This is a genomic window from Enterococcus sp. DIV2453a (genome assembly GCF_050533535.1).
Classification (GTDB): domain Bacteria; phylum Bacillota; class Bacilli; order Lactobacillales; family Enterococcaceae; genus Enterococcus; species Enterococcus faecalis.
Map to the genome: position 1 here is coordinate 1,997,151 of NZ_CP172899.1, position 24,150 is coordinate 2,021,300.

The following is a 24,150-nucleotide window of genomic DNA, read 5'->3' on the forward strand; positions in this document are numbered from 1 at the left end:
GTTTACTCATCTCCTATAACCTTCATTACATTCAATAACTGAAAGGCTTCCGTATTTTGAATAGCTGTCACAACTTGTTGCATTTGTGCTTTTGATATCTGGTGTGTAATGGCAACAATTCTTGCTCGCTGTCCATCTGATTTCTGTTGAACTAATTGATCAAAACTGACTTCTGCTTTAGTCATTAATTGCGTCAACTGCAAAAATTGTCCTGGTGTATCTGGAACATCTAATGAAAAATAGTACTGCCCAAATACATTTTCGGAACTCGTCAATTGGGTTTTATGTTGATACGAATTGAACATATGGCCAGTCGTTGCCAAGCGAATGTTTTTAGCAATCGTAATTAAATCACTGACCACACTGGTTGCTGTCGGTTTAGCGCCAGCTCCTGGACCGTAATACATTGATTCGCCCACGCCTGCACTTTTTATAAATACTGCATTGTACTCATTCCGAACAGATGCAATAGGATGCTTTTGATTGACTAGCATAGGCGCCACTTCCACCGAGATACTATGCTCATTTTGTTCAGCAGAGCCAATCAATTTGATTTCATACCCCAGTTGTTTAGCCATGGCGACATCATCTAAAGACAATCCGCGAATTCCACGAATATCAACTTGTGGTAATGAAACATTCATCCCAAAAGCAAATTGACTTAAAATAACCATTTTATAGGCTGCGTCAATTCCATCGACATCATTTGTCGGATCCGCTTCAGCAAATCCCAACGCTTGCGCTTCTGCTAAAGCTTCTTCATAAGTTTTATCAGCAGAAACCATTTGCGTAAGCATATAATTCGTCGTACCGTTCACAATCCCTAAAACTTGTTGAATATTGTCTGCCGCTAAGCTATTAGCAATTGTTCTTAAAATTGGAATCCCGCCAGCAACACTTGCTTCGTAATATAAATCACAGTGATGTTTTTGGGCTAACGCTACTAATTCACTCCCATGTTGCGCCAGTAAATCTTTATTAGCAGTCACAATATGTTTGCCCTTTTCTAAAGCTTTCATGATATAGGTTTTAGCTGGTTCAATGGTTCCCATTAATTCCACAACGATTTGAATCTCTTTATCTTCTAAAATATCATCAATTGAAGTTGTTAAAGACAGACCGTATTCTTCCGCTTGCGCTTGTTTCGTTTCAAGATTTCGGACAAATGCTTTTTCAATGACTACATTCATTCCTGTCACTTGTGAAATTTTCTCTTGATGTTCTTTCAAAAGAGTTAAAACGCCAGTGCCTACAGTCCCTAATCCTAGTAACCCGATCTTTAAGGTATCCTTCATTTTTACCTCCATCAACAGCGCTATTCTAGTTACGCTATTTTTTCCCTACTTTTTATCGATGTTCAATATGCTCAAAGGTCTGATTTAAAATATCTATTACATGATGATCATCTAATGTATAAAAAATCGTTTTTCCTTCACGACGTGCCTTGACAACCCGGCTATCTCTTAATAATTTTAGTTGATGAGAAACGGCGGACTGTTCCATTCCCAATTGTTCACTAATCGCCGTTACGTTATGCTCGCCTTCTTTTAAAAGTAGCAAAATTCTTAAACGTGTTGGATCACTTAATACTTTATATAATTGACTTACTTGTTTGATTTCTTCCATTTGTTTCATTATAGTCGCCTCACTTTGCACTCATTATAACACAGAGTTTTTTAAAATAAGAACTGCGATTGTTCTTTCCTACGAAAAATATGGCACAAAGAAAGTTGGAAAAATGACAAACTTGTCGATTTTCCAACTTTCTTCATCTATTCGTGGTTGGCTTGCTGAACTGCATCCATCACGGCATAACGGAAGCCATTTTTTTCTAGAGCTACGACACCGCGAATCGTACTTCCTCCTGGAGAAGTCACTTCATCTTTCAATGCTCCTGGGTGTTTTTTCGTGTCTAAGGCTAAGGTCGCCGTTCCTTTTATCATTTGAGCGACAATTTCATAAGATAAGTCTCTTGGTAACCCTTCTAAGACTGCTGCATCTCCCAATGCTTCCATAAAGATATCAACAAAAGCTGGACTGCAACCAGCCACAGTACCAAAAGTTTCCAGTTGCGCTTCACGAATTTCTTTGACTAACCCTAAAGTAGCAAGAAGTTCCATTACCAGGTCCTTCGTTTGGCCTTCAATTGTTGGTGCCAAGGCTACGCCAATCACACCCTGATTCACGCTAACTGGTGTATTAGGAATGGCATGAACAACTTTGGCTTCTTTATTGCCAAGAGCCATTTGTGCTTCTTGTATGGTATGACCTGTTGCAACAGAAATCAATAGACTTTCGTTGGAAAAATGAGGAGCTAATTCCTGAAGAACAGGTAACACGACCTTTGCTCCTGTCGCAATAAAAATAACCTTACATTCTTGGAAAAGTGCATAATCTGTGACAAGTTGAAAGCCCCACTCTTTTTGAAGTGCTTCTGCTGTTCCACTTGAGCCGCCTTTCACATATAAATGTTCCTTCTTGACTGCCTCAGCTTTCAGTAACCCTTTAATCATGGCACCGCCCATACTGCCAGCACCGATAAAGCCAATTTTCATAGCATTCCCTCCTTAGTTAAATAAAGTGTTTGTGTCAAAAGTCAATTAGCTTTTGACACAAACACTAACATTCGTACTTTTTTCCGTACAGCCTGTTTCGTTTATTTTATTTTGTTAATTCATTAACGACTGCTTCAAACGCAGCAATTTTTTCAGAAGCTTCTGAACTACTTGTTGCTTTTGTCGCTAGATAGAATTTAATTTTTGGTTCTGTTCCTGATGGTCGGATAGCAATCCAACTGCCATCTTCTAAATGATATTTCAGCACATCAGAAGGAGGCGTTTGTAATTGTTCTGTTTGACCATCTGCAAAAGTGCGTGTTAATTCTTTAAAATCTTCCGTTTGAGCAACTTGAATCCCGGCAAACTCAGTTGGGGCTTGTTCACGACATTTTGCCATTAAAGCTTTGATTTTGCCGCTGCCTTCAATTCCGCTCATTGTTACGGAAATAGTTTTTTCTTCAAAGTAACCAAATTCTTCAAAGATATCTTGTAAGCCATCGTATAATGTTTTTCCTTGTTTTTTATAGAAAGCCGCTACTTCTGCTAATAAAACTAACGCTTGAATCGCATCTTTATCACGAACAAAAGGTTTCACTAAGTAACCATAACTTTCTTCAAAACCAAACATAAACGTTTGACTGTGGTCTTCTTCGTATTGTTGAATTTTTTCAGCAATAAATTTGAAACCTGTTAAAACATTAAACATCTTCGTATTATATTTCTCAGCAATCGCTGTAGCAAGTTCACTAGAAACGATTGATTTTAGAACCGCAGCATTTTGAGGCAACGTGCCTGCTTGTTGATGGGCTTCTAAAATATAATGAATCATAATTGAACCTAATTGATTTCCTGTTAATACTTGGTAGTCTCCGTTTGGCATCCGCACAGCAGCACCTAAACGATCAGCATCTGGATCTGTTGCAATCAATAAATCAGCGCCTTCTTTTTCCCCTAAACGAATCGCGTATTCAAAAGCTGAATGTTCTTCAGGGTTTGGTGACTTAACTGTAGTAAAGTCAGGATCAGCAACAGCTTGCTCAGGTACTAAAACAAATTTTTCAAAACCGGCTTGTTTTAATGCCTTTTCTCCTAACATTTTCCCAGTTCCATGTAAGGGAGTGTAAACTAATTTTAATTCTTTACCCATTTCGTTAATTAATTCTTGATTAATCGTAACTGTTTTAATTTCTTTCAAATACGCGTTATCGACTTCTTCACCAACAATGTTAATTAAACCGCTGTGGGCAACTTCTTCATCTGATAAGACATCAATTTTCAAAGGATTTTCGATACTACGAACATATTTAGTTAATGCATCTGCATCAGCTGGCGGCATTTGACCACCGTCTTCACCATAGACTTTGTAGCCATTATAGGCAGCTGGATTGTGAGAAGCCGTAATCATGATTCCCGCAAAAGCTTTAAAGTAGCGGACCGCAAAAGATAATTCTGGTGTTGGTCGTAAGCTTTCAAACACAAAAGAAGGAATATCATGTTTAGCTAATGTTTTAGCTGCTTCCATTGCAAATTCTGGAGACATATGACGTGAATCATAGGCAATGGCTACACCGCGACGTTTTGTTTCAGGATCTTGCGTATCCATAAAACGTGCAAGCCCTTCTGTCGCTTGACGAACCGTAAAGATATTCATCCGATTAATACCGGCGCCTAAAATTCCGCGCATCCCGGCAGTCCCAAATTCTAATGGTGCGTAAAATGCATCTTCACATTTTTCAGGGTCTGTATTTAAGTCCTTTAATTCATTTTTTAAATTTTCTGGAATATTTTCTTCATTTAACCATTGTTGGTAAACTTGTTCCCAAGACATGGAAAACACCTCATTTGTTTTTTTGTTTTTACTTTTTAAGTATAGCATTGGATATTCGTTTAGAAAAGGGAAGTTGTAGCGTTTTCTCTCAGCAAATGATTTTTATAAGAAAAATCTTACTTACTGTTCTATTTTTGTTTGTCTATTTTCAGAAAGTTGTCGTGTAATCCGTACCATTCGCTCACAAAAAAGAGGCATTTCTTCTGGTGAAATTCGGGAACAGTTCAAGCGAATACTTCCACGTTTTTCACTAAAAGCGACACTTGGTGCTACCAAAACACCTTCTCGTAAAAACACTTGCCAATCTTCTGGCTTAAGTGCCCCTTGACGCCAATGCGCCCATAAATAAAAGCCGCCTTTTACTGGCGAAACTTCCCATTCTGACAACGATTTAAATACTTGATATACAGCTGTTGCTCGTTGTTCCACTTGTTTATTTAATAACATAATTTTTTCAGAAAAAGAAGGATCTTCAATCGCCATTTTAGCGAGCATCTGCGGAAAAATACTCAACGAAACATCCATCATTTTTCTGGCTTCTGCAATTTGTTTCGTCACGGAGGCGGGCGCACTTAACCAACCAATTTTCGTGGTCGAACCTAAAATTTTTGACAACGAACCGATATACAAGACATTGTCTGGATCTAATTTTTTTAAAGGAGGAATTTCTGTTTTCGGGATAAAACTTAGCTGCCCAAAAACATCATCTTCTAAAATAGGAACTTGATACGTTTGACAGACTTTCACGAGCTGTTCTCTTTTTCTTAAAGGCATCACTGTCCCAGTCGGATTTTGAAAGGAAGGATTAACCATAACCATTTTGATGCGATGTTGTCGGATTGTTTGTTCTAGCGCTTCAAGATCAATCCCTTCATCTGTCATGGGCACACCAAATAAGCGCACACCAGCAGCTTGGAAAATTGGTAAGGCATAGAAGAAAGATGGATCTTCTACAGCAACACTATCTCCTTGTCTCAATAAAACTTGCAAAACTAAAAAAAGTGCTTGTTGCGCACCTGAAGTAAGCAATAAACTTTCACTTGGTAAATGAAGCTGATATTCCGTTGCTGTAATGGCTTGGATTTCTTTTCTTAACGGCAAATAACCTAATTCATCTTGTGCTTCCTCTTTTAAAAATTGTTTCCAATTTAATGCTGGAAAATCGAAACTGGGAATTAAGTCTAACGGCAACTCGCCTGTATACATATCTAAGTCAGTCGGCAAATTTTGTTTAGCACGTAACTCAATCTCTGCCACCAAGGGATGAACTTGTTTGAACACATTTTGTTCTAAATAACGATGCCAATCCGTTCGTGGCGTCATCATTACCCCCCATTTTCCTTCGTTGACAATCGTTCCGCTCCCTCTTTTTCGCACAATCCAGCCTAAGTCCACCAGTTCGTCTAATGCATGAACAACGGTTGAACGATTGACAGACAAGTACTCTGCCAGTTTACGTTCCGAAGGGATTTTTTCGCCTGGTAATAATTCGCCTGTTTGAATCTTTTGAACAATCATTTCCATAATACTGCGATAAATGGGAACATTTTGTTCTTTTTTAAGTTGCCACATAGCAATCACCTCAACAATTGGATGAGTTAAAAGTAATCCAGTTTAATGCTTTTGTCAATCGAAAATACAAGAAAAGTGAGACAACCGTTTTGACGAATGTCCCACTTTTCTGTTTTACTATTAACAGGTTTGTCTCAATGTTTGTGTAAAAATGCTTGGATGGTGTTATAAAAGATTCCTGCGAACATAAAGATTAACCAACTAAACCGCCAATCCCCTAAAACAAAACTAATAAATAGATAGAGTGCAACAACTAAGGGCCAATAAACGGATGCAATAATTGCACCGACAGGATTCCCCACAGGTCCTTCCTCTGTTTTTGTTTGTTGAGGGGCAAAATCAGGATGACCAACATGTTCTGAATAAAAATAAGTTTCATTCAACAATTTATTAAAACTTCCTTTAATTACTCCACCAAATATAAACAAGAAGACGCCAACCGATACTAAAAAGAAGAGCCAACTAATCCCCATCGTTCCATTATAATATTGTCCGCCCATCATTTGATGCATGGAACGGCGCATCATCAGATGAAGGCCACTACTAAAGACAACAACTGGGATTAAACCCAAAATACAAAAAACGACGCCCGCTGCCATACAAAAAATAAATGATCGTTGAAAACTTTGTTCTCTTTGTGCAACTTCTTTTTTTAACTTAATCGGAATCAATCGTTGCCCCAGTTGTTTGTCCATTGCAACAAACCGATTACCAGCAACAATAAATAATGGAACGCCGATTGCCACACCTATGAAAAGACAAACTAAACCAAGACCGTTAGAAAGAATACCACGCATACCAACCAGCAAGCCAACACCCACCATGATTGCAACAACACCAAGGCCAATTTGAATCGCACCTTTACGTTGGACAGCTAAATAGTCAAGTCCTTCCTCCACTGAAATTTCTGGCAAACCGTTCATTGAATCGTTTGTTTCATCCACTTGTTTATTTTCTAAATTCAATTCTTCCATTAATTCATCAATAGTACCAAATTCAGAAATAATTGTACCAATTGCTTCATTTTCCGATTTTCCTTGGCTGAGCAAATCTTCATAACGATCCTCAGCATTTGCTAATAAGTCCGCCTTTAATTGTTTTGTTTCAGATGTTTCAACAACGCCTGAAAATAAGCTATCAATAAATTCTTCTATAATCTTCATTTTCCCATCTCCTTTACAAATGCTTCGACGACGTCTTTTGTTACTTCCCATTCTAGTAACTTTTCCTCTAAATAACGCTCTCCTGCATGGGTTATTTGATAATAGGTCCGCTTTTTGCCATGCGTTACTTCTCCTGGAAATGATTCAATGTAGCCATTTTTCTCTAAACGTGTAAAAGCAGAATAAAGTGTCGTTTCTTTAATCGAATATTGTTCTTTAGAAATTTCACGAATGCGTTTAGAAATCGCATAACCATATGAAGCGCCGGATTGTAAGATTGAGAGAATAAAGGTATCGTTGTATCCTCGAATTGCATCACTACCAATCACATAAATTCCTCCCTCAAGTACTTCAACTATCGTACTACGTCTGTCGTTGTAATTATCTTAACACGATTACTACGATAGGTAAAGTAAAAAAAGCACTTAATGCAGAAATCATTTTAATTTCTGCACTACGTGCTGTCTTCTTTTCAGTCTATAGTTGAATCTTAAATGGTATCACCATTAAAAATAGAATTTTTTACAATCACATAATCAACTTTACGAATCGCTTCTAAATCGCGACCTCCCGCGTATGAAATGGAAGATTGTAAATCTTGTTGCATTTCGACTAAAGTATCTGCCAACTTCCCTTTATGGCGTAACCAGATTTTTTTACCTTCAACGTTTTTCTTTTCGCCTTTTTGGAATTCAGAGGCGCTACCAAAGTATTCTTTGTAAACAACACCATCTTCCACTTTTGTTTCACCTGGTGATTCTTCATGTCCAGCAAATAGTGAACCAATCATGACCATAGTTGCCCCAAAACGCACAGATTTTGCAATGTCTCCATGGGTCCGAATTCCACCATCTGCAATAATTGGTTTCCGAGCAGCTTTGGCACACCAACGTAAAGCCGCTAACTGCCAGCCACCTGTCCCAAAGCCAGTCTTAATTTTAGTAATGCATACTTTTCCTGGTCCAATCCCCACTTTGGTGGCATCGGCTCCAGCGTTTTCTAATTCGCGAACGGCTTCTGGCGTTCCAACATTGCCCGCAATAACGAACGTTTCTGGTAAAAATTTTTTTAAGTGTTGAATCATATTAATCACCGCATTTGAATGACCATGGGCGATATCAATTGTCACGTAATCAGGAACTAAACCTTCTCGGGCTAACGTTTCAACAAAAGCGTATTCCCCTTCTTTCACACCCACACTAATTGACGTGATCAAGCCTTTTTGTTGCATTTTTTTAATAAATGGCACTCGCGCCTCTTCATCAAACCGATGCATGATATAAAAATAACCATTTTCAGCAAGGGTTTCCGCAATCGTTTCATCAATAATTGTTTGCATGTTCGCTGGAACAACAGGCATTTTAAACGAATGTTTTCCTAAAGTTACTGTAGTATCACATTCAGAACGACTATTCACGATACATTTATTGGGAATTAATTGGACATCTTCATAATCAAAAACTTTCATACTTACTGCCTCCTAGTTATTTACAAAAATAACGTAAAAACCGAACATTCGGTCATTTAACGTTCGTGTTTACAAACACCATTGTTAATTTACACTATTTACCGACACTTGTCAAAGGCGTTTTAACGAAAATTAATCTTTTACCCTTCTTGAACGTTTGGTAAAATGGCCTGCAATAAAATAGCAACAATTGAGGCAGTTGCCACGGGTGAACTAAATAAATATTGTAAAAATTGTGGTAGAGTTTCCAAAAACTCTTTTGGTAACAATGTCAACGCTAACGTCATAATAATTGGAACGGCAATTACATACATCTCTTTTTCATGAATTGTTACATCACTCATAACTTTCATTCCACTTACAGAAATGATGCCACAAACAACCACAAAAACGCCGCCGATAACTGGTGCCGGAATAGCCGAAATCAAGGTGGAAAGTTTTCCAGATAAGCCAAATAAGACAAACCACGCACCTGCAGCCACAAAAACCTTGCGACTAGCAACTCCAGTGATTGAAATAATCCCAGCATTTGTAGAGTAACTAGTTACTGGCGTGCTGCCAATGAATGAAGAAACTAAGCAACCTAAGCCTTCACCAATTACGCCGCGATTAATTTTTTCTTCGGTCAAAGGTTCAGCGACAACATGACTCACAGCAAACCAAGTGCCTGTTGTTTCCGCCATTAAAACCAGATAAATAACTAACATCGTGGCAATGGCTGACCAATCAAATTGGAAAGAAAAGTTAACTAATGGTAACTGAGGCAAACTAAACCAAGCCGCTTCACTAACGGCCGATAAATCAAGTACCCCTAATAATTGTGCCGCGATGCTCCCAAATAATAATGCCAAAATGACAGAAGAAACGCGGAAAATCCGCCCTTTTTTCAAAGCAGAACCTAAGAGCGCAAAGAAGATCAACGTCCCCGCTGCTATAAATGCTAATAAAATATTTTGTCCTAATTCCCCTTTTGCGTGGTAAATATTATCCGATAAAGCGACTGGCATTAACGAAAGACCCACCACAAAAATAATTGTTCCTCCCACAATTGGTGGAACAAATTTAGTGATTAAACGATTAAAGATACCAGTAAATCCTAATATAATAACAACAATTGCCCCCACTAAACTAGCACCTAAAACTGCGCCCCAGCCATTTCCTTGTTGGTTATTGGCAAAATAAATTCCTGCAATTGCCCCGATTGGAATAAATGAAGGGCCTTGCGCAACTGGTAATCTCATACAAAAATGAGATTGAATAATCGTGGCAAGTCCTGCTGCTATGAATGTTGCTTGGATTAAAGAAGACGTTTGTGCTGTGCTAATCCCAATAATTGAAGCAATGATCACAGGTACGACGTACACGTCCATTGCTAAGACATGCTGAATCCCTAACATAGTGGCCTGCCCAAAAGATACTGAATCTTCTGGCCCCACTGTTAAATGAAGATTATTTTGTTTCTTTTCACTCATTTTTTATACTCCTTTAGTTGCTGACATTAAATTTTTATCATGTACTTTTTCACCTTGTACCCAGACTTCTCGAATATTTTCTGGTCGTGCTAAATATAAGATTTTTTGGAAAATATCAAGCAATGATTCCCCTGGATTTTTAGGGATTCGTGCTTGTGACAAGCTTGTATTAATAATTTGAACATCCCAAGCATACCCTTTTTCTAATTTTCCAATTGGCAAACTTAGCGCTTGACCACCACCAGCAGTAGCTAAATAAAACGCTTCATTTACGGTAATCCGTGCTGTTTTAACACCTCGTACTTCTGGTTTTTTTGTAGCATCGACGCCATCTTCTAACATTCTAGAAGAAATAACCGCTTGCTTTAAATTGTCAAAAAGACTTGGTGAAAAACCACCTGAAAGATCACTACCTAAACCAACTTCTACTTGATGTTGATGTACTAATTTTGCAATCGGTGTTACTGCATTGCCAAAATAAGCATTAGAGATTGGGCAGTGCGCCACAGCCGTCCCTGTTTCATGGAATAAATTCATATCTGCTTCTTCTAAAAAGCCTGCATGTGCCATCACTGCTTTTTCTGTTAATAAACCAAAATCATTCAATGCTTGAGCATCATTTTTTCCAAAACGTTCTTGAACAAATTGATGTTCCCAATCACTCTCACTACAATGACTTTGAACATGGACTTGATATTTCGCTGCTAATTCTCCTAATCCTTTAAGTGCTTCTTCTGTACAACTAGGAATGAAACGCGGAGTTACAACGGGATACACGCCTTGTTTTGTTTGCTGCGCTAATGCTTGAATTTCTTGAATAAACCGTTCCGTTTCTTCTAATGCTTGTTGCGTTGTTTGATCACGATAGTATTCAGGATTCTCATTAAGATCATCCATTACAACTTTGCCAATTAAGCCACGCTGCCCTTTTTCCGCACAAATCTCTGCCAAACGACGGCTAGCTTCATAATGAATGGTTGCAAAATAAAGGGCTGTTGTTGTCCCATTAGCTAACAATTGGGTTACCAATTCATCATAGACTTGTTGGGCAAATGCTAAATCTGCAAACTTGGACTCCAAAGGAAACGTGTACGTATTCAGCCATTCATACAATGGAATATCCAAGGCGGTCCCTGATTGTGCCCACTGAGGTGCATGGACATGTAAATCAACAAAGCCAGGTAAAAGATAAGAATCTTGGGGCAATTCTTGAAAACGTTGTGCCTCTTTTTGTTCTGCTAGCACAGTTTCATACGCTTCAGCATCTGGTTCAATTATTTCCTGAATTACTCCGGCCTCATCTATACAAAAAAGTGTCTCTTCATAAACTTTAATCTCTTGCAAATTTTTACTAGAAAAACCTGTTCCTTTTATTACAAAATGAAACATTTAATACTCCTCCTTACTATCACATGAAGATTATACATAAACTTTCGCTTAATAACTATAAAAATGTGATTTTTTTTAAAAAAATCCGTGTTCAAACAAGCAAAAACCGAACATTCTAAGAATAGTTTATTTTTTCTTTGGATAAACAAGAAAACTTTCTATTCTTAAGATTCTTCGGTATACTTGAAGAGAATCGTTAGAACTTTAGGAGGTCCTGAGATGATACAGATCGAACAAATTAGAACAGGTGTTATTCAAGAAAACTGTTATCTTGTTTATAATGAAGAAGCATTATTAATTATTGATCCAGGTGCAGAAGGAGCAAAACTAATTCAAGAAATTACCCGTTTAGGGAAGAAACCAGCCGCTATTTTATTAACACATACTCACTATGATCATATTGGTGCGGTAGAAGAATTGCGCCATCATTATCAAATCCCTGTTTATGTTAGTCCATTAGAACAAGCGTGGCTTTCCAATCCTATTTTGAATCTTTCAGGATTAGGCAGACATGATGATATAGCAAATATTATTGTTCAACCCGCCGAACATGAATTTAAACTAACCGATTATGAAATTGGCGGCATGAAATTTTCCGTAGTCCCAACACCTGGTCATTCAATTGGTAGCGTCAGCTTTGTCTTTGATGATTTTGTTATTGTTGGGGATGCATTGTTTAAAGGTAGTATTGGTCGTACTGATTTACACACTGGTGATATGCAACAATTATTACACAGCATTACGACCTATCTATTCACTTTACCAGAAGAATTTCCTGTTTATCCAGGCCATGGTGATGCCACGACCATTCAACATGAAAAAGCCACAAACCCATTTTTTAATTAGAGATTTATTCACTATTTAAAGAAACTTAGGAGGAGTAGCAATGACTGAAGCAACGACACTTTATATTATTCGTCACGGAAAAACGATGTTTAATACGATTGGCCGTACCCAAGGCTGGTCAGATACCCCCTTAACCAAACAAGGAGAAGAAGGCATTTATCATTTAGGCTTAGGTCTTAGAGACATAGACTTTAAGGAAGCCTATAGTAGTGATAGTGGTCGTGCCATGCAAACCGCTCAGATTATTTTACAAGAACATCAAAACCACCAAAAGATTCCTTACCTAACCGATAAACGGATTCGTGAGTGGTGTTTTGGTTCTTTAGATGGTGGCTATGATGGTGAACTTTGGGGTGTGGTGCCACGCATTTTAGCTTTTAAAAGTTATGAGGACATGATGACCACGAAGATTACCTATCGTGAGCTAGCAAATGCTATTATTGAAGCCGATACGGCTGACTGGGCGGAGCCTTATGAAGTTATCCGTGATCGTGTTTGGTCTGGTTTCGAAGATATCGCTCATCATCGAGAAAAAAATGGTGGCGGCAAAGTCATGGTGGTTTCCCATGGACTAACAATTTCCTTTTTACTTTCCTTAATTGATGCAAGTTTGCCTATGCAGATGGCGCTGGAGAATGGTAGCGTGACGACCTTAACTTACGAAAAAGGAACATTTACCATTCAAGGAATTAATGATATTTCTTATATTGAAAAGGGAAAAAAGATCGCTGAAAAGCGCCGTTGATAGTAAAAAAAGAGAAGGTTATCTGTCATTTTGACAGATAACCTTCTCTTTTTATTTATTCTTTTAAACGTTCTACATTTTTTCTTGAAATTTGAATTTTTTCTAAGGTTTCCTTATAGTTTTTTGCTGCATAAGCAAAAAATAAAACATCGACTACATACAATTGTGCCACCAAGGAAACAGTAGCCGCACTTCTCAATGGCACGTCTTCCCCACTAGAGGTTTGGAGGACGATATCACTTTTTTCACCAATCACTGATTTTTCATCTTGTGTGATACTAATAATAGGAATCCCTTGCTGCTTCGCTAAATCAGCTAAAGTACTTGCTTCTTTATTCGTTCCAGAATTAGAAATAACAATAAAAACACTAGGCTTTTCTGTTGAGCCTAACATGGAAGCAAATAAATGATGATCCAATGTTGTAAATACCGTTCGGCCTAATCGCGTAAATTTTTGATAAATATCTTGAGCAACCAACGAAGAGGCACCCAACCCATAGACAAAAATTACTTCTGTTTTTTCCAACAAATCAACGGATTCATTCACTGCGACATCCTCTAATGTCTGACCGCTTCGCTCAACCACATGAACAAAGCGCGCCTGTAACTTTTGTTTAATGTCAGCTGTTGATTCCCCTTTAGTAACTTCAGTATACATTTGCTGCTTCATTTGGCCAAGATTTGCAGATAATAAAAGTTTCAACTCTGTGAAGCCATTCACATCCATAGAATGACAAAAGCGAATAATTGCCGCTGGACTTGATCCTGCTTGTTTCGCTAGCTCTTGCGCATTCATTGAAATAACTGTTTCTGTATTTTTTAAAATATATTCTGCGATTTTTCGTTCTGATTTTGGTAATTGTTGTAGACGATCTTGGATAGATAAGACAATATTTTGTTGCATAAACACCCCTCCTGATACACCATTTCCTACGCAATTAAATTTTAACAAAGAAAAAGGGAGAAGCCAAGTTCTCCTTTTTTCTATTTATTATTTAGTTGTTTGCATATCTTTAGGAATCCCAAAGAATAACGTTGCTACAAAACCACCTGCGTAAGCAGCCAATAAACCTAATACATATGCAAGCCATTGGTTGTTGGCAATTAATGGAATTAAAGCCACCCCACTTGGTCCAATAGCAATCGCACCAACATTACCGAAGGCACCAATCACCGCACCACCAATACCACCGCCGATACAAGCAGTAATGAATGGACGTCCTAATGGTAAAGTAACTCCGTAGATTAATGGTTCACCAATACCTAAAATCCCAACTGGCAAGGCACCTTTAATCATTTCAACTAATTTTTTATCTGATTTACAACGAATCCATAATGCTAAAGCTGCACCGACTTGTCCCGCACCAGCCATGGCCAGAATTGGTAATAACAAAGTCATCCCTGTTTGATTAATCATTTCAATGTGGATTGGCGTCAAAATTTGATGTAAACCAAACATTACCATTGGCAAGAAGGTTAAACCAAGAGTAAAGCCAGCAACCATGCCACCTTTTTCTAAGACAACATTGATAATACCAACTAAGCCATTAGAAATAGCTCCGGCTACAGGCATGATTAAGAAAATAGTTGCTAAGCCAATCACTAAAAGTGAAATGGTTGGCGTTACGATAATATCAATTGATTCTGGGACAATTTTATGCAATTGTTTTTCTAACAATGATAATAACCATACGGCAAAAATAACACCGATAATTCCGCCTTGTCCTGCAGATAATGTTCCCCCAGTGAAAATATTACTGATTGGAGCATCCGGATTCATTCCTGTTAACATTGTGACTGCCCCAATAACACCACCCAACGCTGGCGTTGCACCAAAAACGCTGGCACTGTTAATCCCAGTGTAAAGAGCTAAATAAGCAAAAATCCCATTTTTAATGATATTTAAGACATCAATATATTGTTGCCATGAAGCTGAAATATCACCAGCAACAACTAAGTTAGACATAACAGCTGCAATCCCGCCAATAATACCAGCCCCAACAAAGGCAGGAATCATCGGAACAAAGATACTAGAAATGGCTTTTAACACTTTTTTAAATGGTGAAGTGTTATTTTGTTTCGCTTTTTGTTGTGCTTTCATTTGAGCGGCTTTTTCTTCTACTAAATCTTTTCCAGATTTGCCTGCTGAAGCATCAGTTGTGGTGCCATGATTAAATGGTTCTCCCAATTTGACACCTGCTTGATCTACCATTTCTTGTGCAACCTTGTTAACAGTCCCTGGACCAACAACTACTTGTAACGTATCATCTTCTACGACGCCCATAACGCCATCAATTTTTTTCAATCCTTCAATATCTACTTTGTCATAATCGCGGATATCCATACGAACACGAGTCATACAATGAATGACTTTGTCCACGTTTTCTTGACCACCAACTTCTTTATAAATCTCATCAGCAATGCGTTTAATTCTTTCTTCTGCCATGTTAAAACACCCTCCTAATTCCTTAATTTAATGTATTCTTGATAAATTGATTCCCGTCAATTAATTTTTGTGTTGCTTCTTCTTTAGTACTATCAGTTAAAATCATTACAATTGCTAACTTCACATTTTCTTCTGCTTCTACAAATTTTAGTTCGGCAACTTCATAACTACAACCCGTTGCTTCCATAATAATCCGTTTGGAACGCTCCACTAATTTTTCATTGGTTGGTTTTACATCAACCATTAAGTTATTGTAGACTTTCCCAATACCAATCATGGAAATAGTTGATAACATATTTAAAATTAATTTTTGAGCTGTCCCAGATTTCAAGCGAGTCGAACCTGTTAAAAATTCAGGTCCTGCATCTACTTCAATCGGCATTTGCGCATATTTACTAATTTCGGCATTTTTATTACATGCCACAGTTGCGGTAGCTGCTCCCACCGTTGTAGCATATTCTAAACCGCCAATTACATAAGGCGTCCGACCACTGGCTGCAATCCCAACAACAATGTCATTTGCTGATAATTTTAGATCAACTAAATCTTGACGACCTAGTTCTTTTGAATCTTCAGCACCTTCTACTGCGACAGTCATTGCTTTTTGACCACCAGCGATGAGGCCTTGAACCATCTCTGGCTCGACGCCAAAAGTTGGTACGCATTCGGCTGCATCTAAGACACCTAACCGACCACTCGTACCAGCGCCCATGTAGATCAAGCGGCCGCCTTGATTGAAGCTTTTGATGATGGCTTCTACCACTGGTTCAATGGCTGCTAATTCTTGACCCACTGCCATTGCAACTTTTTGGTCTTCTTGATTCATTTTTTGTAACGCTTCTTTGACACTCATCTCATCTAAGCCCATTGTATTTTCATTTCTACGTTCAGTTGTTAAGTTTTCTAAATTCATTCTCTATCGTTCCTTCCGTGACTAGCGTAAATTGATTGCCTGCCTTGATTAACGGCAATATCGTTTGATCTTTTTCAATAATTCGTGTAATCGTATTGACTTTTTCATCTTTCGGCAAGTCCACAAGTGTGACTTGAATTTCTCCCATATAGCGACCATATTTTTCATTATCAATCGTTACGGTTCCCACTGGACGTGCTTCAGTCTGCTCTGACTCAATCGTTGCAATTTCATCTTTTCTGAACATTACACTCGTTCTTGATAATTCACTTCGCAAAACATCTCTTGCAGCATCTAAACGATTGGTATGACTCCCAAGTATTCGCTTCAAATAGCGGCTCTTGCTAGGTGCTACTTCTAACAGAAATTGATTGGTTTGGTGATAATACCCAAATTGAGCCATGGTTCGCTCACTAATTGTAGGATCACCAATATAAACAGCATCGACATAAGGATCAGCCATCAAACCAACGGCAGCGGCGAAAGGATTTTGCCCACGATGTTTTTCTAATGTTGGTAAACCAGCAAAAATTGGGCCTCTTGTTTGCCCATCTCCTGGCACAAAAGTAAAAACTTGTAAGCCTAATTCTTTAAGCCAGCGGTTCTTTTCATTAAAAAATGTTGTTCCAATGCCGGTTTCAGGTCTTGGATAATAATTATGCCAAGCTTCTAAGCGAGAAAAGTCCGCTTGATGAGCCTTTAACTCAGCCACTTCTTCCAGTGTAATGGTACTAGCATTCAATCCTATATCAATCTTATGTGAAGCATGAGCCATTTGTTCTATCGTAATGCCGTAGTCCATCCGAAGGCCAGTTACGCCCAACTCGATTAAAGGCTCTAATTCATCGAAAGAAAAACCCGCTCTTTTTAACGCTTCACCTGAAATATCTACCATAATTTTCATTTTTTCTGCCTTAGCAATTGCCCCTAAATCAGTCAAGCGTTGGCGGTAAAGGGAAGTATCATCTTCTGGAATGTGTAAAGAAGTGAAAATACCATCAAATCCAAGCGCTTTCATCTTTTTGATATAAATAATTGTATCGTTTGTAATCTCTTCACCAAGAAAAACTGAAATACCATACATCTTTTTAGCTCCTCTCTAATACGCTTTCATTATAACTTGTTTGAAATAAAATTTCAACTATTTTTCTAAATATTTTTTAATTCCAAAATAAAATTTTATTTCTGTTCAAAAAAAACGAGCGTGGAACAAAAATCACTTTGGATTTTTGCTCCACGCTCAAAAACTGATAAACGGCGGGAACAGAAGCAACACTCCGCGTTGCTCCGATCTCAACAACTTCTAAGTGCTAAAGCTCTAAGAGTTGAAGGTCCTTCGGAAATAAGCCGAAATTGTTGAGAATCACAAAGAACGTAGTGATTCGATGATGAACAATACCTACTTGGTCTCCAAAAATCAAAGATCAATTTTCGGAAATTTCTTCTTATTTCTCGGAGCTAAACGGTTCTGTCCCGACCTCGTCTAATGCATTAATTGGCTGTGGCAGAGCCAACTGGTGTACCAGCTGTAACCACGCCAGTTTTCTCTAACGAAAATTGTGCTACTTTATCCATGTTGGTAATAATGACAACCATTTCAGTTCCTTTACCAGCTGCTTTAATTGCCTCTAAATCAGCAATTGCGACCACCGTATCTGCAGTCACTTGGTCGCCTTCTTTCACTTTAATAGTGAACGGTGCCCCGTTTAACTCTACCGTATCGATACCCATGTGTAATAAAATTTCAAGACCGTTTGTCATTTTTAAACCAATGGCATGTTTTGTTTGGAAAACGCTTAAAACTTCTCCTTCAATAGGTGCATAAATTTCACCATTTTCTGGAACTACTGCATAGCCATCTCCCATCATTTTTTGTGAAAAAACAGGATCATTCACTTCACTAATTGGGATAACGGTTCCATTGGCAACGGCATACATTGTATTATTTTCGACAACTTCATTCTTTTTCTTCAAAAATCCAAACATTTCTCTTCCCCCATTTTTTAAAGTATCACTAGTATAGAAAAAAGTTTCATGAATTACAAGTGGCACCTTTGTATAATTCTAAAATTTATTTTAAAATAAGAATTTGCATTGGCATTTACTTTGTCAGCGGGTATACTTATACTTGATGTATTTTGCATTTATTTCAGAAAGGAATGGTGACATGCTTTTTGCTAACCTATGGAAAGCAATTATTCTTGGTATTATCGAAGGAATTACCGAGTGGCTTCCAATTAGTAGTACCGGACATTTAATTTTAGTGGATGAGTTTATTAAACTCGATCTAAGTAAAGATTTTATGGAAATGTTCAACGTCGTTATCCAATTGGGAGCGATTATGGCGGTTGTTATTTTATACTTCCACAAATTGAATCCTTTCTCACCAAAGAAAAATGGCGAAGAGAAAAAAGATACTTGGATTCTTTGGTCTAAAGTCTTAGTCGCTTGTTTACCAGCGGCAGTTATTGGTCTAAAATTTGATGATTATTTAGATGCACATTTTTATAACTTTTTAACAGTATCGATTATGTTAATTGTTTATGGGATTGCTTTTATTATCATTGAAAAACGAAATAAAAATGTTGCACCGAAGTGTACTAATCTAAAAGACTTCACTTATAAAGCCGCTTTAATCGTTGGTGCTTTCCAAGTACTGGCATTAATTCCAGGAACTTCACGTTCAGGAGCGACCATTTTAGGGGCAATCTTAATTGGGGCCTCACGTTTTGTTGCAACAGAGTTTTCATTTTTCTTAGGAATTCCAGTAATGTTTGGAGCAAGTTTTTTAAAAATCTTTAAATTCTTGGCCAAAGGAAATACGTTTGGGTCAGAAGAAATCATTATTTTATTAACTGGCTCTATTGTTGCCTTCGTTGTTTCCATCATTGCGATTAAATTCTTATTGAATTACTTGAAGAAAAACGATTTTACAGTTTTCGGTTGGTATCGTGTAATTTTAGGTGCGATTTTAATTGGCTACTGGTTATTCTCATAAAAATAAAACCGTTGCTTTCAACAGTGAAAGCAACGGTTTTATTTTTTTAAATCGCCAAACGTTATTCGCTCAATCCCCTGTTCTTCAAACCACTGACGAACACAAGGATCACAAATCGTTGCTAATTCTTTACAGCGTAAAGTGGTATAAGAAGAATTGTCTAACACAAATTGATCCAAATACCCAACATCAAAATGCATCTCAGCAATTGCCGATTCCGGCATCCGTAATAAACCAAAGTCATCTTTTAAAAAATTCTCCACTGATACGCCTTCGTGAATATAAGATAACGCCCCAGACTCTAACAAATGTGTCACCTGGAAATAACCTTGTTGCGGTGGATATTCTTTTTCCCCACTATATTTCAGGGTTGTATGAAGTCCGTACTCTTCTGCTAATTCTAAAAATACTTGATCAACCACTTCATCCCCAATCGAGTGGCAATCAAAATGTTCAGGATAATGTCCAGTTAGTTCCTTAAAGCGCGTCAATTGCGCAATCGTTTCAAGTCGTACTTCTTCATATACGAAGGTTACTTGCTTTTGTTGACGATAATAAGAAGAGCGATGAAAATTGCCTTGTTCATCTACCAGTGAAGGAATCATACATGGGTCTGCACAAGGTTTCCCTAATAAAAAATTCGTATGCTGACCTACAAATAAGCTTGGATAATTTTTTGCTAACGCAACGGCGTGTTCTGCTGTTGGTAAATTGGGCATCAAAAGTGTCGACGTCGTTAAACCATCGACATAACTTTTGATAATGCCATGATTAATCGCTTCTGACATCCCAAAATCATCAGCATCAATAATTACTTTAACCAACAGCTCCCCCTCTTTTCTTTACGTATTTTTGATGACAATTCCGACAATAATATTAACAGCTGATTCACAATCATTAATCGTGCGCTCAAGCTGATCATAAACATCTTTCCACTTGATAACTTTTAATAAATCTTTTTCGTTAGTCATCAAATCTTTCATGGCGCTACTGTATAATTTATCGCCTTGAGATTCAATCGTATTCACTTCATCAATCAATGAAACTAACGTTTTGGAATTCTTAAATTTTGCAAATTCCTTCGTTGCTGATTTAACGCCTTCTGTCGCTTTAACAATATAAGCAGTTAATTCTAGCGCGGGCGCAATCATTTCTTCGACAACTAAATGATCAAGTAAATAAGACAAACTATTAATGCTATCGATAATGTTATCTAAGTGATCCGTAATATCGACAATATCTTCTCGATCAATCGGCGTAATAAAGGAAATATAGAGTTCATTTAAAATTTTGCGAACAATTTCATCATTCTCTTTTTCCAATTGATGAATCACTTCTGATTTTTTTACTAAGTTTTCTAATGAATAATTGTCTACAATTTCTTGCAAAACCTTTGCCGCTTCATAAGCATTTGTTGCTAACTGGTTTAATTCTCCAAAATAATCAAATTGTTTTTTACGTGCCATGTTTTTCTCTCCTTAAAAAATTGCAATAAATAATTTTGACATCACATAAGCGATCAGCCCACATCCTGGGAAAGTTAAAATCCATGCTATCAGCATTTCTTTCACGATACGCCAGTCAACACTTGAGATTCGCTTAGAAGCACCTACTCCCATAATCGCTGTTGTTTTTGTATGAGTAGTTGAAACTGGAATCCCAAAAGCCGATGCTAAAAATAAACAAATAGCCGTGCTTAAATCTGCAGTGAAGCCTTGATAGCGTTCAAGTTTTACCATATCCATCCCGACTGATTTAATGATTCTCATGCCGCCCACAGAAGTTCCAATGCCCATTGTAATGGAACACAGAACCATAACCCATAACGGAATCACAAAACCGCCACCTGTTTTTTCGACTAAATTATTATAAAAAAGCACTAACATGAACACGCCCATAAATTTTTGCCCATCTTGCGCACCATGTAAAAAAGCATTAGCTCCTGCACCAAAGGCTTGTCCAACTGTAAAAAATTTGTTGGCTTTTCTTCTAGGCACAGCCGAGAAAGCTTTCACAACAAGTTTGGCAATCAAATAACCGCCGCCAAAGCCCATAACGGTAGAAACAACTAGACCAACAAGCACTTTGATCCATTCCGAGCCATTGACTGCACCCAAACCACCTAATGCCATTGCCGAACCAGTCAAGCCGGCAATTAACGCATGGCTTTCACTTGTGGGAATACCAAAATACCACGCAGCAACTGCCCAAACCACAATTGAAAAAAGCGAAGCAGCCAAAGCCACCTGTGAAGCGTTTCCATTTGCGTCAAAACTAACAATGTTGCTAATCGTTTCAGCTACTTGGGCATTAAAAAAGGTCATGACTAATGCACCTAAAAAGTTCATCACAACAGCCATCCAAATTGCGACATTCGGTTTTAACACCCGAGTCGAGACAGCGGTTGCAATTGCGTTCGGCGCATCCGTCCAACCGTTAACAAAAATTACACCCATTACCAAAGTAATCGTTACCAATAATGCAATACTCACAAAGACACCACCATTTTTCATTTATCTATTTTATCATAGCATGTTTTAAAAAAAATGTATGCTTTTTTCTTAAGGCTCTGGCAAATTTTCTTATTTTTTTCTTGAAATTGTCTGTTAAGGAAAAAAACTTGTCGTCTTTTATTGCAATGGAACAATGGATTAGGTATAATGATTACTGTTGAATTACATTGGCTGACCAGTGTAAAACCTAAATCATCGGAGGTGAAACAAATGCCAAATATCGAATCTGCAATCAAACGCGTACGTACAAGTGCTAACGCGAATGCGAAAAATTCATCTCAAACAAACGCAATGCGTACAGCAATCAAGAAATTTGAAGAAGCTGTAGCTGCTGGAGCTGATAACGTCGATGCTTTATACAACGAAGCTGTTAAAGCTGTTGATATGGCTGCAACTAAAGGTTTAATCCATAAAAACAAAGCTAACCGCGATAAAATTCGTTTAAGCAAATTAGCTAAATAATGTGAGATAGAAGTTAGCATTCATGTTAGCTTCTTTTTTCATCAAAAAATGTCCAAGTCTGTTTTCACAAAGACTCGGACATTTTTTTATAAAGGTGAATCAATCCACGGTAAATCTGTTGTGAGATGTTGACTAAATAATTTAGTCTCTTCTCGCAAAGCTAAACGTTGTTGTCTTCTCGTTTCATAATTGGAACAAATCAACTTTTCTTCTGCAGTTTCTGGGACGACTGCCGCTAATTGGAAGTCACTTTCGGGATTCATATGAGACGGAATGGCTACAAAAGTTGTAAAACAAGTCGCCGCTAAATAACGCTCTCCAGTTGTTAAATCTTCTCCTACAACTTTAACAAATACTTCCATCGATTTATGATGCACACCAGAAACAAACGTTTCAACACACACTGAGTGATTTTCTTTTAAAGGTTTTAAAAAATTCAAGTTATCTAAAGATGCTGTAACTGCCCCTCTCCGACAATGTCGTGAAACGGAAATGGATGCGGCGTCATCAATTAAAGACATTAATTTCCCACCAAATAGTGCACCAAAGGGATTTAAATCAAAGGGAAATACACGATGTGTTTGAATCACTCGTGATTCTCGACAAAATTTTTCTTTCGTCATTAACGATTCCTCTACTTTCATTTATAAACTTTTCCACGCTTTACTTTAGCTTACTTTACCATTTGATGCAATCCTTACTTTTTAGGAAACATTTAAAAAATAACAAATTTGCAAGTCCCATTTATTCATTTTTAGGAAAGTTGCTGTATAATAATAACGGTTAAAGAACTTTTAAGGAGATGGATACACATGAAAATTGCAATTGCTGGTGCCGGCGCTATGGGCAGCCGTTTAGGAATTATGTTGCATCAAGGCGGAAATGATGTAACTTTAATCGATCAATGGCCCGCGCACATTGAAGCCATTCGTGAACATGGTTTAATCGCTGATTTTAATGGAGAAGAAGTTGTCGCAAAACTACCAATCTTCTCACCAGAAGAAATTGACCATCAAAACGAACAAGTAGATTTAATTATTGCTTTAACCAAAGCACAACAATTAGATGCAATGTTTAAAGCGATCCAACCAATGATTACTGAAAAAACGTATGTACTATGTTTATTAAATGGCTTAGGTCATGAAGATGTACTAGAAAAATATGTGCCAAAAGAAAACATCTTGGTTGGCATTACCATGTGGACAGCTGGTTTAGAAGGACCGGGACGTGTTAAACTTTTAGGTGATGGCGAAATTGAATTAGAAAATATTGATCCTTCTGGTAAAGAATTTGCTTTAGAAGTCGTTGATGTCTTCCAACAAGCTGGTTTAAATCCAAGCTATAGTAGCAATGTTCGCTACTCTATTTGGCGGAAAGCCTGTGTCAATGGCACGCTAAATGGTTTGTGTACAATCCTTGATTGTAATATTGCCGAATTTGGTGCATTACCTGTTAGTGAATCCCTTGTTAAAACATTAATCAGTGAATTTGCAGCAGTCGCAGAAAAAGAAGCCATTCATTTAGATCAAGCAGAAGTCTATACACATATTGCTCAAACTTATGATCCAAACGGTATTGGCTTGCACTATCCGTCTATGTATCAAGATTTAATTAAAAATCATCGTCTCACAGAAATTGATTACATTAATGGTGCCGTTTGGCGCAAAGGACAAAAATACAACGTAGCAACACCTTTCTGTGCCATGTTGACACAGCTTGTTCACGGAAAAGAAGAACTATTAGGAGCTAAATAAAAAGAAAGTGCCAGAGACAATCG

At 37.7% G+C, this 24,150-nt stretch carries 24 protein-coding genes; 5 read left to right on the forward strand and 19 right to left on the reverse strand.

The features are described 5' to 3' along the window. Positions 1 to 2: 2 nt before the first annotated feature. The 10 genes from IGK03_RS09730 to guaD form a co-directional block, all read right to left on the reverse strand. Entirely contained in the window at positions 3 to 1,295 is a 1,293-nt protein-coding gene (locus IGK03_RS09730) for a homoserine dehydrogenase (protein WP_033625082.1), read from the reverse strand. 52 nt (positions 1,296 to 1,347) lie between these two features. After that, positions 1,348 to 1,656 (reverse strand): ArsR/SmtB family transcription factor, encoded by a 309-nt coding sequence (locus IGK03_RS09735; RefSeq protein ID WP_002356730.1) that lies wholly within the window; start codon positions 1,654 to 1,656, stop codon positions 1,348 to 1,350. Positions 1,657 to 1,772: 116 nt separating this feature from the next. Continuing rightward, complete coding sequence (gene proC, locus IGK03_RS09740) at positions 1,773 to 2,555, reverse strand: pyrroline-5-carboxylate reductase (protein WP_002362189.1); 783 nt, start codon at positions 2,553 to 2,555, stop codon at positions 1,773 to 1,775. Between the two features lie 106 nt (positions 2,556 to 2,661). Continuing rightward, positions 2,662 to 4,386, reverse strand: a complete 1,725-nt coding sequence (locus tag IGK03_RS09745) for a phospho-sugar mutase (RefSeq protein WP_002356727.1) — start codon at positions 4,384 to 4,386, stop codon at positions 2,662 to 2,664. Between the two features lie 120 nt (positions 4,387 to 4,506). Continuing rightward, positions 4,507 to 5,958 (reverse strand): PLP-dependent aminotransferase family protein, encoded by a 1,452-nt coding sequence (locus IGK03_RS09750; RefSeq protein ID WP_202334878.1) that lies wholly within the window; start codon positions 5,956 to 5,958, stop codon positions 4,507 to 4,509. 134 nt (positions 5,959 to 6,092) lie between these two features. Further along, a complete protein-coding gene (locus tag IGK03_RS09755) occupies positions 6,093 to 7,121 on the reverse strand; it encodes a permease prefix domain 1-containing protein (protein WP_202334879.1) in 1,029 nt (342 codons plus the stop codon). After that, the gene (locus IGK03_RS09760) at positions 7,118 to 7,450 is read right to left on the reverse strand and encodes a PadR family transcriptional regulator (protein ID WP_002356722.1); all 333 of its coding nucleotides are present in this window, start codon (positions 7,448 to 7,450) and stop codon (positions 7,118 to 7,120) included. The genes IGK03_RS09755 and IGK03_RS09760 overlap by 4 nt, the downstream gene beginning before the upstream one ends. A gap of 161 nt (positions 7,451 to 7,611) precedes the next feature. Then, positions 7,612 to 8,589: a GMP reductase gene (guaC, locus tag IGK03_RS09765; RefSeq protein ID WP_002362677.1), complete on the reverse strand. Its 978-nt coding sequence runs from the start codon at positions 8,587 to 8,589 to the stop codon at positions 7,612 to 7,614. Positions 8,590 to 8,729: 140 nt separating this feature from the next. Beyond that, complete coding sequence (locus IGK03_RS09770; RefSeq protein WP_430602268.1) at positions 8,730 to 10,061, reverse strand: nucleobase:cation symporter-2 family protein; 1,332 nt, start codon at positions 10,059 to 10,061, stop codon at positions 8,730 to 8,732. Positions 10,062 to 10,064: 3 nt separating this feature from the next. Then, the gene (gene guaD, locus IGK03_RS09775) at positions 10,065 to 11,450 is read right to left on the reverse strand and encodes a guanine deaminase (protein ID WP_096397894.1); all 1,386 of its coding nucleotides are present in this window, start codon (positions 11,448 to 11,450) and stop codon (positions 10,065 to 10,067) included. A gap of 219 nt (positions 11,451 to 11,669) precedes the next feature. Here guaD and IGK03_RS09780 point away from each other — a divergent pair, with 219 nt between their 5' ends. Together IGK03_RS09780 and IGK03_RS09785 are read left to right on the forward strand one after the other, a co-directional pair. Further along, positions 11,670 to 12,296: an MBL fold metallo-hydrolase gene (locus IGK03_RS09780; protein WP_064687304.1), complete on the forward strand. Its 627-nt coding sequence runs from the start codon at positions 11,670 to 11,672 to the stop codon at positions 12,294 to 12,296. Between the two features lie 40 nt (positions 12,297 to 12,336). Beyond that, positions 12,337 to 13,041 carry a histidine phosphatase family protein gene (locus IGK03_RS09785; RefSeq protein ID WP_002364444.1) on the forward strand — a complete coding sequence of 235 codons (705 nt, stop codon included), beginning with the start codon at positions 12,337 to 12,339 and terminating at the stop codon, positions 13,039 to 13,041. Positions 13,042 to 13,096: 55 nt separating this feature from the next. On the opposite strand, the gene IGK03_RS09790 is transcribed toward IGK03_RS09785, so the two are convergent. From IGK03_RS09790 to IGK03_RS09810, 5 genes are all read right to left on the reverse strand, one after another. Further along, a complete protein-coding gene (locus IGK03_RS09790) occupies positions 13,097 to 13,945 on the reverse strand; it encodes a MurR/RpiR family transcriptional regulator (protein WP_049096093.1) in 849 nt (282 codons plus the stop codon). Positions 13,946 to 14,032: 87 nt separating this feature from the next. Next, on the reverse strand, positions 14,033 to 15,487 hold the full coding sequence (locus tag IGK03_RS09795; protein WP_049096094.1) for a PTS transporter subunit EIIC: 1,455 nt from the start codon (positions 15,485 to 15,487) through the stop codon (positions 14,033 to 14,035). 22 nt (positions 15,488 to 15,509) lie between these two features. Beyond that, complete coding sequence (gene murQ / locus IGK03_RS09800) at positions 15,510 to 16,400, reverse strand: N-acetylmuramic acid 6-phosphate etherase (protein ID WP_002356712.1); 891 nt, start codon at positions 16,398 to 16,400, stop codon at positions 15,510 to 15,512. Then, the gene (locus IGK03_RS09805; protein WP_430602272.1) at positions 16,375 to 17,484 is read right to left on the reverse strand and encodes a DUF871 domain-containing protein; all 1,110 of its coding nucleotides are present in this window, start codon (positions 17,482 to 17,484) and stop codon (positions 16,375 to 16,377) included. The genes murQ and IGK03_RS09805 overlap by 26 nt, the downstream gene beginning before the upstream one ends. A gap of 407 nt (positions 17,485 to 17,891) precedes the next feature. Next, positions 17,892 to 18,452 carry a PTS sugar transporter subunit IIA gene (locus IGK03_RS09810; protein WP_002380597.1) on the reverse strand — a complete coding sequence of 187 codons (561 nt, stop codon included), beginning with the start codon at positions 18,450 to 18,452 and terminating at the stop codon, positions 17,892 to 17,894. 115 nt (positions 18,453 to 18,567) lie between these two features. Here IGK03_RS09810 and IGK03_RS09815 point away from each other — a divergent pair, with 115 nt between their 5' ends. After that, a complete protein-coding gene (locus tag IGK03_RS09815) occupies positions 18,568 to 19,398 on the forward strand; it encodes an undecaprenyl-diphosphate phosphatase (RefSeq protein ID WP_002356708.1) in 831 nt (276 codons plus the stop codon). Between the two features lie 38 nt (positions 19,399 to 19,436). Here IGK03_RS09815 and IGK03_RS09820 read toward each other — a convergent pair whose 3' ends face one another. Genes IGK03_RS09820 through IGK03_RS09830 form a run of 3 tightly spaced genes read right to left on the reverse strand, consistent with a single transcriptional unit; the run spans position 19,437 to position 21,911 of the window. Then, positions 19,437 to 20,222: a ChbG/HpnK family deacetylase gene (locus IGK03_RS09820; RefSeq protein ID WP_430602274.1), complete on the reverse strand. Its 786-nt coding sequence runs from the start codon at positions 20,220 to 20,222 to the stop codon at positions 19,437 to 19,439. Positions 20,223 to 20,240: 18 nt separating this feature from the next. Further along, positions 20,241 to 20,864 (reverse strand): DUF47 domain-containing protein, encoded by a 624-nt coding sequence (locus IGK03_RS09825; protein ID WP_002400859.1) that lies wholly within the window; start codon positions 20,862 to 20,864, stop codon positions 20,241 to 20,243. A 12-nt stretch (positions 20,865 to 20,876) separates the two neighbouring features. After that, entirely contained in the window at positions 20,877 to 21,911 is a 1,035-nt protein-coding gene (locus tag IGK03_RS09830; RefSeq protein ID WP_002356704.1) for an inorganic phosphate transporter, read from the reverse strand. Between the two features lie 210 nt (positions 21,912 to 22,121). On the opposite strand from IGK03_RS09830, the gene rpsT reads away from it, so the two are divergent. After that, on the forward strand, positions 22,122 to 22,373 hold the full coding sequence (rpsT, locus tag IGK03_RS09835; protein WP_002356703.1) for a 30S ribosomal protein S20: 252 nt from the start codon (positions 22,122 to 22,124) through the stop codon (positions 22,371 to 22,373). 86 nt (positions 22,374 to 22,459) lie between these two features. Here the strand turns inward: rpsT and IGK03_RS09840 are convergent, their stop codons facing one another. Then, entirely contained in the window at positions 22,460 to 23,017 is a 558-nt protein-coding gene (locus tag IGK03_RS09840) for an acyl-CoA thioesterase (protein WP_002382741.1), read from the reverse strand. A gap of 168 nt (positions 23,018 to 23,185) precedes the next feature. Between IGK03_RS09840 and IGK03_RS09845 the strand changes: the two genes are divergently transcribed. Beyond that, a complete protein-coding gene (locus IGK03_RS09845; protein WP_002382740.1) occupies positions 23,186 to 24,127 on the forward strand; it encodes a 2-dehydropantoate 2-reductase in 942 nt (313 codons plus the stop codon). The last annotated feature ends 23 nt before the right edge of the window (positions 24,128 to 24,150 follow it).